The 12,545-nt window shown below is 38.9% G+C and carries 12 protein-coding genes; 8 read left to right on the forward strand and 4 right to left on the reverse strand.

Annotated elements, in window-relative coordinates; translation table 11 throughout:
* Positions 1-237: 237 nt before the first annotated feature.
* Both murC and CFS60_RS01625 read left to right on the forward strand, forming a co-directional pair.
* Complete coding sequence (murC, locus tag CFS60_RS01620) at positions 238-1,584, forward strand: UDP-N-acetylmuramate--L-alanine ligase (RefSeq protein WP_088808847.1); 1,347 nt, start codon at positions 238-240, stop codon at positions 1,582-1,584.
* Between the two features lie 80 nt (positions 1,585-1,664).
* On the forward strand, positions 1,665-2,186 hold the full coding sequence (locus CFS60_RS01625) for a peroxiredoxin (RefSeq protein WP_088808848.1): 522 nt from the start codon (positions 1,665-1,667) through the stop codon (positions 2,184-2,186).
* Between the two features lie 109 nt (positions 2,187-2,295).
* Here CFS60_RS01625 and CFS60_RS01630 read toward each other — a convergent pair whose 3' ends face one another.
* On the reverse strand, positions 2,296-3,408 hold the full coding sequence (locus CFS60_RS01630; RefSeq protein WP_088808849.1) for an aminopeptidase: 1,113 nt from the start codon (positions 3,406-3,408) through the stop codon (positions 2,296-2,298).
* A gap of 188 nt (positions 3,409-3,596) precedes the next feature.
* Here CFS60_RS01630 and CFS60_RS01635 point away from each other — a divergent pair, with 188 nt between their 5' ends.
* The 5 genes from CFS60_RS01635 to tyrS all read left to right on the forward strand — a co-directional run bounded on the left by CFS60_RS01635 (position 3,597) and on the right by tyrS (position 8,661).
* Positions 3,597-4,052, forward strand: coding sequence for a DUF948 domain-containing protein (locus CFS60_RS01635; RefSeq protein ID WP_088838742.1), 456 nt, complete (start codon positions 3,597-3,599; stop codon positions 4,050-4,052).
* A gap of 14 nt (positions 4,053-4,066) precedes the next feature.
* Positions 4,067-4,573 (forward strand): YtxH domain-containing protein, encoded by a 507-nt coding sequence (locus tag CFS60_RS01640; protein ID WP_088808851.1) that lies wholly within the window; start codon positions 4,067-4,069, stop codon positions 4,571-4,573.
* Between the two features lie 200 nt (positions 4,574-4,773).
* Positions 4,774-5,859 (forward strand): bifunctional 3-deoxy-7-phosphoheptulonate synthase/chorismate mutase, encoded by a 1,086-nt coding sequence (locus tag CFS60_RS01645; protein WP_088808852.1) that lies wholly within the window; start codon positions 4,774-4,776, stop codon positions 5,857-5,859.
* Between the two features lie 245 nt (positions 5,860-6,104).
* Positions 6,105-7,103 carry a catabolite control protein A gene (gene ccpA / locus CFS60_RS01650; RefSeq protein ID WP_088808853.1) on the forward strand — a complete coding sequence of 333 codons (999 nt, stop codon included), beginning with the start codon at positions 6,105-6,107 and terminating at the stop codon, positions 7,101-7,103.
* 298 nt (positions 7,104-7,401) lie between these two features.
* Complete coding sequence (tyrS, locus tag CFS60_RS01655; protein WP_088809073.1) at positions 7,402-8,661, forward strand: tyrosine--tRNA ligase; 1,260 nt, start codon at positions 7,402-7,404, stop codon at positions 8,659-8,661.
* Positions 8,662-8,704: 43 nt separating this feature from the next.
* Here the strand turns inward: tyrS and CFS60_RS01660 are convergent, their stop codons facing one another.
* The 3 genes from CFS60_RS01660 to CFS60_RS01670 form a co-directional block, all read right to left on the reverse strand.
* Positions 8,705-9,052 carry a YxeA family protein gene (locus CFS60_RS01660; RefSeq protein WP_088808854.1) on the reverse strand — a complete coding sequence of 116 codons (348 nt, stop codon included), beginning with the start codon at positions 9,050-9,052 and terminating at the stop codon, positions 8,705-8,707.
* Positions 9,053-9,231: 179 nt separating this feature from the next.
* On the reverse strand, positions 9,232-9,834 hold the full coding sequence (rpsD, locus tag CFS60_RS01665; RefSeq protein WP_088808855.1) for a 30S ribosomal protein S4: 603 nt from the start codon (positions 9,832-9,834) through the stop codon (positions 9,232-9,234).
* 209 nt (positions 9,835-10,043) lie between these two features.
* Complete coding sequence (locus CFS60_RS01670) at positions 10,044-10,532, reverse strand: GAF domain-containing protein (protein ID WP_088808856.1); 489 nt, start codon at positions 10,530-10,532, stop codon at positions 10,044-10,046.
* A 218-nt stretch (positions 10,533-10,750) separates the two neighbouring features.
* On the opposite strand from CFS60_RS01670, the gene CFS60_RS01675 reads away from it, so the two are divergent.
* Positions 10,751-12,448, forward strand: a complete 1,698-nt coding sequence (locus CFS60_RS01675; RefSeq protein WP_088838743.1) for a septation ring formation regulator EzrA — start codon at positions 10,751-10,753, stop codon at positions 12,446-12,448.
* Positions 12,449-12,545: the final 97 nt, after the last annotated feature.

Consider the following 12,545-nt stretch of genomic DNA (forward strand, 5'->3'; position numbering starts at 1 on the left):
CAGATAATGAATAAATTAAAACGTTTTCTTACTTGATTATCTAAGCCTTTTTCCGTGATTTAGAAGAATCGTTGTTCTAAACAGGCGATAAATGCTATAATATAACGAGTGAACGAGTGCATAAACTATTTTACATTAAACACTATTATGAACAGGAAATAAGATGATGTCTAAAATTACAGGATATATATCTTTTTAGACACCCTCTTCAAGTTGAAAATACGGGGGTTCGAAACAATGACAACTTATCATTTTGTTGGGATTAAAGGCGCGGGAATGAGTGCGTTAGCTCAAATTTTACATGATAAAGGATACAAAGTGCAGGGCAGCGATGTTGAGAAGTATTTCTTTACACAAAAAGTATTAGAAGATAAATCTATTCCAATTTTCCCATTTGGTGCAGAAAACATCAAAGAAGGTTTAACTATTGTGGCTGGTAATGCTTTTCCAGATACGCATGAGGAAATTTCAAAAGCATTAGAAATGGATTTGCCAGTTATTCGTTACCATAAATTCTTAGGCCAATTGTTAGATGGTTATACTAGTGTGGCGGTGACAGGTTCTCATGGCAAAACATCAACAACGGGTTTACTTTCGCATGTATTAGAAGCCATCAAACCAACGTCTTATTTAATTGGTGACGGTACTGGTAAAGGGGATAAAAACGCGGAATATTTTGCTATAGAAGCATGTGAATATCAACGTCATTTCCTTGCATATAAGCCTACATATGCGATCATGACAAATATTGACTGGGATCATCCTGATTACTTTAAAAGTGTCGATGATGTTTTTAACGCGTTTGAATCTTTTGGTAAGCAGGTAAAAAAAGCTGTCTTTGCTTTAGGTGATGACGTTCAACTTCGTCGCTTAGAAGACGTGTTAACTATTCCAGTTGTTTATTTTGGCTTTGGCAGTGAAAATGAATACATCGCAAAAAATGTTGTTAAAAAAACAACAGGCACTTTATTCGATGTTTACCATGAAGACAAACTTTTAGGGAACTTCGAAATTCCAACTTACGGGGATCATAATGTTTTAAATGCTCTTAGCGTTATTTCGCTTGCTCATTATGACCAGTTAAGCATGGAAGAAGTGAAAAAAGAGTTACTTACATTCGAAGGTGTAAAAAGACGTTTTAGCATTACGGAAAAAGCGAATCAAATTTTAGTGGATGATTATGCACATCACCCATCTGAAATTCGTGCAACAGTGAATGCGGCGCGACAAAAATACCCTGATAAACAAGTAGTTGCGGTTTTTCAACCACATACTTTTACACGCACAAAAGCATTTTTACAAGGTTTTGCTGATAGTTTGAATTTAGCAGATGAAGTTTATCTGTGCGATATTTTTGGTTCAGCCCGGGAAAAAACTGGGAATTTAACCATCTATGATTTGGCCAAAAAAACAAAAGGAAATCATGTTATTAAAGAAGAGCATACTGATGCACTTCTTGCTTACGATAATGCTGTCATTTTATTTATGGGGGCTGGAGATGTTCAAAAATTCCAAGCCGCTTATGAAAAAGTACTAGATAACCAATCGAAAACACAAGCATTAGGAGAAAAAGCTGCATTTTAATTTGAACGATTAAGCTGGTACTTTTGTATCAGCTCTTTTCTAAATATGACACTAAAAAGCAACTAGGAGGGAATTTTGACGTGGCTATTCGTTTAGTAGGCAATAAGGCGCCAGATTTCTGTGAACTGGCAGTAATGCCGGATTCGACCATCAAAAAGCGAAGTCTAGCAGATTTTTTAACATCTGATAAATGGCTCGTGCTGTTTTTTTATCCGAAAGATTTTACGTTCATTTGTCCGGCAGAAATCAACGCGATTTCGGCTAGAGTAAAGGAATTCCAAAAACTGAACACGGAAATTGTCGGCATCTCAACAGATAGTGTTCAAACGCACTTAGAGTGGATACAAACGCCCATTTCAAAAGGCGGAATTGGTCAACTCACCTATCCTTTACTTGAAGATGTATCGCGCACTGTAGCGCTGAATTATGGTGTTTTTGACGAAGAAAATGAAGAAGCCTTGCGCGGACTTTTTATTATCGACCCAACTGGAAAAATTCAATACGAAACGATTCATGTGAACACCGTATCACGCGAAGTCGATGAAATTTTACGAGTACTTACAACTTTGCAAACCGGTGGACTGTGCGAAATAGAGTGGTAAAAAGAGTCCGTGACATAAATGAAAAGAAGCATAAACTCAGTAAAGCCCGATGGCATTATTACTGGATTTATGCTTCTTTGTTTTTCCGCTATCTAATTATCTGTATCTTTTAAACTAAATTTGCGGGATTTAAAATTTCTAATTCAGGTAACACGAACAAACCATCTTTACGAATTAAAACATCGTCAAAATAAATTTCCCCGCCGCCGTATTCCTTGCGCTGAATGTTAACTAAATCCCAGTGAATTGCAGAAGTGTTGCCGTTATACGCCTCGTCATAGCATTGTCCCGGCGTGAAATGGAAACTACCTTCGATTTTTTCATCAAATAAAATGTCGCCCATCGGTTCATGAATGAATGGATTCACACCAATTGCGAATTCGCCGATGAAACGGGCTCCGTCATCTGTGTTTAAAATTTCATTGATGCGTTCGGTATCATTAGCTGTAGCTTCAATAATTTGACCGTTTTCAAATGTAAACGACACATTTTCAAAAACAAAGCCTTGGTAGGGACTTGGCGCGTTGTAGCTTAATGTTCCTTGTACAGAGTCGCGAACCGGTGCCGTATAGACTTCGCCATCAGGAATATTTAGTTCGCCTGCACATTTAACAGCAGGAATATCCTTAATCGAAAAACGCAAATCAGTCCCAGGGCCCACGAGATGCACCTTATCAGTTTTATTCATTAAAGCAACTAAACTATCCATGGCAGCACTCATTTTCGCGTAGTCGAGTGTACAGACATCAAAATAAAAGTCCTCAAAACCTTCCGTACTCATACCGGACAGTTGCGCCATTGAAGAAGTTGGATAACGTAAAACAACCCACCTCGTTTGTTTTACACGAATATCCGTGTGCATTTTTCCAAGCGTACCACCAGAAATTTTCATTTTTTCAGCAGGAACGTCAGATAATTCGTTAATGTTGTCGCCGGAACGAAGACCGATGTAAGCGTCCATTTCTTTCATCACAGCCCCTTCAAAAGAAGCCATAAGTTCGTACTGCTCTTTATTTGCTCCGAGTAAAAGGGCGCGGTCGATTTTAGGTTCTTTGATAGAAACAAATGGGCAACCGCCAGCGTCATAGGCTTCCTTCACCAAAGCTTGAACAAGTTCTGTTTGCAAACCAAAGTTTTCAATTAATACTTTTTCGCCTTTTTGAAGTTTGATGGAATAGTTGATGAGATTATAGGCTAATTTTTGGATACGTGGATCTTTCATTTAAATGCCTCCCTAAAAGTTTTCTCTCTTATTTTACATGAAAAAAGAAGGAATGGGAACGCATAAAAATTCATTTTATTTTATTTTTTCGTTTGAAATTGCTAAAATAGATGTGTAACACGTGAAATCGTTTTAGTTTTACATAATTAACGATAGGGTAAAGAAGTAGAATATGGAGGTGTGAGTACATGATTGTCATTCTATATATTGCAGCACTCATCGCGGCAATCGGCTTATTTGTTATTGCAATTTACTTAAGCAAGACGTTGAAATCAACATCACAAACACTTGATGAAGTAGCAAAAACAGTAGACAAGATGGCGACAGAGCTACAAGGAATTTCGGGGGAAGCGCAAAAAATACTCGACAAAACAAATGATTTACTTGAAGATGTGAACGGAAAAGTTGCGAAAGTCGACCCAGTTTTTGATGCTATTGGTGATGTTGGAACTTCTCTACTTGGCTTAAGTCAATCTGTTCGTGAACTTGCAACATTAGCGACGAACAAAGTTTCTGCAAACGATAAAAAAATTGCTCAAGCAGTTTCGATCAGCAACTCAATCCTTGCTTTTAAAGACAAAATGAAAGCAAGCAAAAGAGCTAAGGAAGCCGCAAAAGAAGCTACGAACGAAACAATATCTTGATGGAGGGGAAAAAAATGGCAGATAAAGATGGTTTAAATGTAAAAGATTTTCTAATTGGTGGTTTAATCGGCGGGATTGTCGGTTCAGTAACGGCTTTGCTTTTAGCGCCTAAGTCAGGAAAAGAATTGCGTAGTGATTTAAATGAACATGTGGATGTACTTAAAGAAAAAGGTAACGAATGGAAAGATGTTGCCTACGAAAAAGGTATTGAAATTGGCGGTGTTGCTAAAGACAAAACAAGCCAATTAAAAGATTCCGCAGGTGGTTTTGTAGAAGTGGTAAGAGACAAGTCACAGCAATTAGCAGATACAGTTGCTAAACAAGGTAAATCAGTAAAAGATGTCGTTTTAAAAAATAAAGAAGAAGATATTGAGGCTGCGTCTGAAGCTGCTGAAAACGTGAAAGAAGAAGTGGAAAGCGCTTCTAAAGGCGTACAAAAAGCTGCTGATAAAGCTAAATCCGATGCTAAAAAAACAATCGAGTCAGGCAAAGAGGAAGCCGAAAAAATAATTAAAAAATAAAGCTTAAAAACATTGCACTAATTTGGTGCAATGTTTTTTTGTCGAAAAGGTTGCCAAATCATGTGAGGAATGATAATATAACTGGTATAACTCTTTATCACTTAAAAGCGATTAAGCGTAAAAGAATGATGACAAAGAACGAGTTATCCTCTATAATGAATGGTAATCTTTATATAAGGTAACAGAAGGGTGGAATACTGATGGTGAACAAAGACTTAGATGCGCTTCGCAATCAAGTGGACGAGCTCAACCTTGAATTGCTAAATGTGATTAACAAGCGCGCAAATTTAGTGCAAGAAATTGGTAAAATTAAAGGAGTGCAAGGTTCGCTACGATTTGATCCACTCCGCGAAAGAGAAATGTTAAATCAAATTGTTGAAAGCAATAATGGACCATTTGAGGATTCAACAATTGAACATTTGTTTAAAGAAATCTTTAAAGCTGGACTCGAATTACAAGAAGAGGACCATTCCAAAGCGCTTCTTGTTTCTCGTAAAAATAAAAAAGAAGATACCATTGTCAATGTCAATGGCCTTCCAATTGGAAACGGGGAACCGGTTTTTGTTTTTGGACCATGTTCGGTTGAATCCTACGACCAAGTGGCAGCAGTGGCAGCTTCTATTCGCGATAAAGGCCTCAAATTAATTCGTGGCGGAGCGTTTAAACCGCGCACAAGTCCGTATGACTTCCAAGGTCTTGGTCTTGAAGGCTTGCAAATTTTAAAGCGCATTTCAGATGAGTATGGTTTAGGCGTGATTAGCGAAATTGTGACGCCTGCTGATATTGAAACGGCACTTGATTATGTGGATGTTATTCAAATTGGCGCACGCAACATGCAAAACTTCGAACTATTAAAAGAAGCTGGTCGTGTGAATAAACCTATTCTTTTAAAACGTGGTTTGTCGGCTACAATTGAGGAATTCATTGGGGCGGCAGAATATATTATGTCCCAAGGAAATGGTCAAATTATTTTATGCGAGCGCGGAATTAGAACGTATGAGAAGGCAACTCGGAATACGTTAGACATTTCTGCTGTTCCGATTTTAAAGAAAGAAACGCATTTGCCTGTTATGGTTGATGTGACGCATTCCACTGGCCGTAAAGATTTACTCTTGCCATGTGCGAAGGCGGCGCTTGCGATTGAAGCGGACGGTGTGATGGCGGAAGTTCATCCAGATCCTGCTGTTGCGCTTTCTGATTCTGCACAGCAAATGAACATTCCAGAGTTTGATGCTTTCTGGGAAGAAATTTTAGCATCAAAATTAATGGCTCATCGAGTAAAATAAAAAAGGAGTAGCTTTCTGCATGCGGAGAGCTACTATTTTCCATTCAAAAGTAAGCCTTTTCATATCGGAATATGTATATTCATGGTGTATCCATGCTATTTTAATATGAAAATAAATGAAAAACAGAGATGAAAACAATTGCATAACACAAATGTTTGCTGTATGATAAAGTGAAGGTAAGCATGTTTACGTTTACATTGGAAGCAACTTGCTTCTTTAAATATTTTTTTGGAGTGTGAATTGAGATGAATGTGACCATTTATGATGTTGCACGTGAAGCGAATGTGTCAATGGCAACGGTATCACGTGTCGTGAACGGAAATCCAAATGTTAAACCCGTAACAAGAAAAAAAGTTTTAGATGTCATTAATCAGTTAGGCTATCGTCCAAATGCTGTCGCACGAGGGCTTGCTAGCAAACGAACAACAACAGTTGGCGTTATTATTCCTGATATTTCCAACGTTTTTTATGCGGAGCTTGCACGAGGGATTGAAGATATTGCGACGATGTATAAATACAATATTATCCTAAGTAGCTCGGACGAAAACGAAGATAAAGAACTGCAAGTTTTGAATACTTTATTAGGAAAGCAAGTGGATGGCATTATCTATATGGGTGAAAAAATCACGGCGCAATTGCAAGAGGAGTTTGATCGCTCGCCAGCACCTGTAGTACTCGCTGGAGCTGTCGATATGGAACAGAAACTTGCTTCTGTCAATATTGATTACCGGGAAGCTACAAAATCGGCTGTCGCGCGCTTTATAGCAAACGGGCACAAACAAATCGCGTTTATCACGGGTTCTTTAGATGAGCCAGTTAACCGCGAGTTTAAGCTAGAAGGGTATAAAGATGCGCTTAAAGAAGCTAAAATTAAGTACGACGAAACCTATGTTATCGAAGCGGATTATAACTACGATGCTGGGGTAAAAGCTTGGGAAAAACTTTCTGGATTAAAATCGAGACCAAATGCGGCTATCGTGACCGATGATGAACTGGCTATCGGCGTCTTAAATGCCGCACTAGATGCTGGTGTCAGCGTTCCTGATGAGCTAGAAGTGATGACAAGCAATAATACGAAACTAACACTTATGGCGCGCCCACAATTATCGACAATTGTTCAACCGCTTTATGATATTGGTGCCGTAGCCATGCGTCTTTTAACGAAGCTCATGACAAATGAAGATGTCGAAGAAAAAACAGTTGTTTTACCGCATAGCGAAAAACTTCGCGGTACGACAAAGTAAAACAAATCTTGACGAACGATTTTAATAATGGTATAACTAAAACTATAATTTGAATATGTAAATGACAATGAACGGACGAAGTAGTTTCTTATCCCTGTTACAAGAGAACCAGTGGTTGCTGTAAACTGGTACAAATAAGGAATGAATTACATCCTGGAGTCACGTTGCAGCAGTGCAGCCGGTTAAAAACCGTTAAACAATGAAGTTCAAAGTTGGGTGGTACCACGTTAACACGTCCCTTCGCTATTTTTAGCGGAGGGCTTTTTTATTGACTAAAAACGAGAAAGAAGGTTTTAAAATGAATATTATCGATGAACTAGAATGGCGCGGAGCAATTTATCAGCAGACAGATGAGGCTGGCTTGCGCGAATTAACCGCAAAAGAGTCCATTTCATTATATTGCGGCATTGACCCAACAGGAGATTCCATGCATATTGGACATTTAATTCCCTTTATGATTTTGCGTCGCTTTCAAGACGCTGGTCACCGTCCGATTATTTTAGTTGGCGGCGCTACAGGAACGATTGGAGACCCAAGTGGCAAAAAAGAAGAGCGCAAGCTGCAATCGCTTGAACAAATTAATCAAAACGTCGCAAGTTTACGCGCCCAACTTGGTCAAATTTTTGACTTCGAGGGAAATAGTGCTGCAACCATGGTGAATAACTATGACTGGACAAAGGATTTATCCGTACTTGATTTTCTTCGTGATTACGGGAAAAACTTTAACGTGAATACAATGCTTGCCAAGGATATCGTAGCAAGCCGTCTAGAGGTCGGTATTTCGTTTACGGAGTTTGCTTACCAAATCTTACAGGCGATGGATTACAATCATCTATATGAACACAACAATTGCCGCTTGCAAATCGGCGGTTCCGATCAGTGGGGAAATATTACGGCAGGCCTCGACTTAATCCGCAAAAAACAAGGTGAAAACGCGAAAGCATTCGGCTTAACGATTCCACTTTTAACGAAAGCAGACGGAACGAAATTCGGGAAAACAGAAGGCGGCGCAATTTGGTTAAACGCAGAAAAAACAACGCCATATGAATTTTATCAATTTTGGATTAATACAGATGACCGTGATGTCGTGAAATACTTAAAATACTTTACATTCTTGTCTGAGACAGAAATTAACGATTTAGCACGTCAAGTAGAAGAAGAGCCTCATTTGCGTGCGGCACAAAAAACGCTTGCGGCAGAAATGACAAAATTCATCCATGATGAGGCGGCTCTTAGTCAGGCGATAAAAATTTCGGCGGCGCTTTTCAGTGGCGATGTAGCGAGTTTGACGGCAGCAGAAATTGAACAAGGTTTTAAAGATGTGCCAACTTTTGAAGCGGGAACAGATGAAGCAAAATTAGTTGATTGGCTAGTTGATCTTGGTATCGAGCCTTCTAAACGCCAGTCGCGCGAGGATATTTCTAATGGTGCCATTTATATTAACGGAGAGCGGACGCAAGACCTTGAAAAAGTAATTGGTGCTTCTGACCGCATTGAAGGACAATTTACGATTGTTAGACGCGGAAAGAAAAAATATTTCTTAGTCCGTTACGCGTAAATCAAAAAAAGGAATTTCACTTTAACCAGTGAAATTCCTTTTTTTAATTAACTTTTTCTTGTGCTTCTTTTGGAATGTCTGTTTTTTGAACTTCTTCATAGGAAGTAACGCCTTTTATCGGTTTGGTATAGATTTTCAAGTAGGCGCCTTTGCGCAAGTTTTTAATGGCAGAAAAATCAAGCTCTTTTTTCTCACCGTCTTCATTAAAGCCCGGAAGCGAGTAGTTATAACGTGTGGATTGGGCATGTTCATTTTCTTTTTCGCCATCTGTTGTGATTTTTGTATAGTAAGTGTCTGCCCCGATGTGATTATAATTCATAAAATAGTAGCCTCCACCAATAAGTAAGGCTAAAACAGCCACTGTAATAATTGTACCCCATAATGCTTTCATAAAAAATACCAACTTTCTTTTGTTATTGTATAAATGTAGTATAGCAAGCGAAAGTAGGGGATTCCCTCGATGTAGATGACAAAGTGGAATGTTTGGCTTACAGTTTTGAAAGTGTGATTGTCATATAAAAAAACCCTTTGCAAGAAGCAAAGGGTTTTGACTGAAGTGTCATTAGACGATTAACGAGAGTAGAACTCAACGATAAACGCTTCATTAATTTCAGCAGCAAGTTCAGAACGCTCAGGAAGGCGGTTTAAAGAACCTTCTAATTTATCAGCATCAAATGTTACGTACTCAGGTACGAAGCTAGATACTTCTAAGCTTTCAGCAATTGCAGAGTTTTTAGCAGATTTTTCACGAATGCTGATTGCTTGACCTACAGAAACTTGGTAGGAAGGAATATCAACACGTTTTCCGTCTACTAGAATGTGACCATGGTTTACAAGTTGACGAGCTGCACGACGAGTGCGCGCAAGACCCATGCGGTAAACCAAGTTGTCAAGGCGTTGTTCAAGTAAAATCATGAAGTTTTCACCATGTTTACCTTGAAGTTTGCCTGCTTTGTTGAACGTGTTTTTGAATTGACGTTCAGTTAGTCCATACATATGACGCAATTTTTGCTTTTCAGCTTGTTGCAAACCATATTCAGACATTTTTTTACGTTGGTTAGGACCATGTTGTCCTGGAGCGTACGGACGACGCTCTAATTCTTTACCAGTACCGGAAAGTGAAATCCCAAGACGACGGGAAATTTTCCAGCTTGGACCAGTGTATCGAGCCATTAAAGACTCCTCCTTTTAATTTGTTTTTTGGCATAAAACAAACGAGTTTGCATCACTGCTAGGGCAGTTTACCTTCATATATCTTCACCTATGCAGCCGCAGGGTTACACAATATACCACAGAAATCTGGGGGTAAACAACTTACTAGAGCTCATCAAACAAGCTGCATTTTACACGCCTTCTAGTATAGTATAAAAACACCAGTATTGTCAACTGATTTCAGCGATGATTAAGTCTCTCATTTTCTCAAGCCATTTTTGATCAGTTGCATCAAAACGTGATGTGATAGGGCTGTCGATATCTAACACGCCAATCATTTTGCCGTTTTTTGAAAGAGGAATCACAATTTCGGATTGACTCGCCGCATCACAAGCAATGTGTCCGGGAAAGGCGTTAACATCTTCAACGATATACGTTTTCTGGTCTTTCAATGCACTTCCACAAACGCCTCGACCGTTCGGAATACGAATGCAGGCTGGGAGACCTTGAAATGGACCGAGAACAAGTTGATCGCTCTCTTCTTCATATAAATAAAAACCAACCCAATTAATAGTGTCTAAAGCTTGATTTAAAAGGGCGGATACATTACTTAAATTCGCGATCATGTTTGATTCACCTTGAATGAGTGCAGCCACTTGTTTAAAGGCTAGTTCGTAATTTTGTTCTTTTGAGCCTTGAAATTTTGGGATTTCAATCATAATTTCACCACATTTCTATGTTCATTTATGCAAGAAGTATAGCATAATTTAAAAAGTAGCTTCTAGCAGAATGACTTTTTTTCAAAAAAATGAAGTTAACGGGAGTAAAATTTTCTAAATCATGGTAGAATAAAGGATGAATTAGGTCGTGCCTAGCACTTTAATTAGGGCTTTGTAAGAAAGCTAAGGACAGCATTTGTGGAAATGGAGGATTTTGGATGTTTTTTTATATTTTAATAGGGATAATACTTGTTGCTATTGCCCTTTTCGGCGCTGGCTATTTACTAAAAAAGAAACATTATACGAGAATTAATTCACTTGAGGAGCAAAAATTGGCGCTTAGGGATCGTCCAGTAATTGATGAGCTTTCAAAAGTGAAAAAATTAAAATTGACGGGGCAAACGGAAGAATTATTTGAATCTTGGAGAAGGTCATGGGATGAAATTGAAACGCGACTTTTCCCTGATGTTGAAGAAGTATTGATGGAAGCAGAGATGAATACGGATAAGTACCGTTTTGGCTCGGCGACCCAAAATGAAAATGATTTAGAGCAGATGCTAGTTATGATTGACCGGCAGATGAATCAAATTTTAAACGGCTTAAAGGAACTTCTAACGAGCGAGGAAAAAAATGCGCAGGAAAGCCGGGCGACGAAGGAAAAGTTAGCGGAAATGCGTCGCGTGATTTTAACACAAGGTTTTAAGCTTGGTGGAACGCTTGAACGTTATGAGGCGGCACTTAATGAAGCGGGTGAAAAAATTAACCGCTATGATGACTACACGGATCAAGGGGATCATTTAGAGGCTCGCGAAATTATTATTTTAGCCAAAAAAGATTTACAGGTTTTAGAAGAAGAAATGGAGAAGACGCCGAAACTGCTACATGAAACCGAAACAGTGTTATCGGGCGATTTAGAGCAGCTTAAAGAGGGCTATGCGGAAATGATACAGGCTGGCTACTTTTTGGAACAACTTGAGTTTGATAAAGAACATGCGAGATTGACGGATCAAGTGAAGAAAGCCAATGACCTCGTGCTAAAGGGGGAACTTTCTGATGCGGAAACGTTAATTGCTGAAATACATACGGAAATTAATTTGTTTTATGATGCGCTTGAAGGCGAAGTTCATGCGAAAAATTTTGTTAGTGAAAACCGCGCTGCAGTTTCTGATAAACTTGAGGCGCAAATTGAACTTTCAGCGAAACTTGCTGAACAAATTGCGGAAGTGAAAGAAACGTACCATGTTTCTGAAGAAGAGCTTGCGACTTATCTTGCCACTTCAGCAAATCTCGCGGATCAAAAAGAGATTTTCAGCCAAACACTTGCGAAGCTTAGCGAGCAAAAGATGGCCTATTCTGTCATTCAAGATGCATTAAAAGAGATTGACGATAAACTGTTAACTATTGCAGTTGAGCAAGATAAAATTGGCGAGGATTTACGCTCGCTTAGAAAAGATGAACTTGAAGCGCGTGAAGATATGGAGCGTATGAAGCGTCAAACGGTACAACTGAAGCGCCAAATTGACCGAGCGCGCCTGCCTGGTGTTCCAGCTGAATATGATGAACTTGAAGCACATATGTATGAAGCGCTTGAAAAAATGGAAGAAAGTTTGAGTGATCGCCCGCTTAAAATGAAAACAGTTTCGAAAAACTGGCAAACTGCGAAAGAAGATTTAGAACATATTTCGGGTAAGGTCGCTGAGATTATTGAAAATGCGGCGCTTGTTGAGTCGGTTATTCAATACGCGAACCGTTATCGCTTTGAAAGTCAAGAGCTTGATGCGGAACTCAAAAAAGCAGAACAGCATTTCTACGAAGATTTCCAATACAAAAAAGCACTTGAAATTGCTGTCACCGCACTTGAAAAAGTGGAAGTCGGTGCATTTAAGAAAATCGAAAAAGCATTTTCTGAGGTGTAATCAATTTTGTTTATTAAAGACAATCAGACTGATGACAAACGGCACTCTTCGTCGTTTGCCATCAGTCTGTACTTCTTTTTCTTGACATGTGTGGTAA

The organism is Listeria sp. ILCC792 (assembly GCF_900186135.1).
Lineage (GTDB): Bacteria > Bacillota > Bacilli > Lactobacillales > Listeriaceae > Listeria > Listeria goaensis.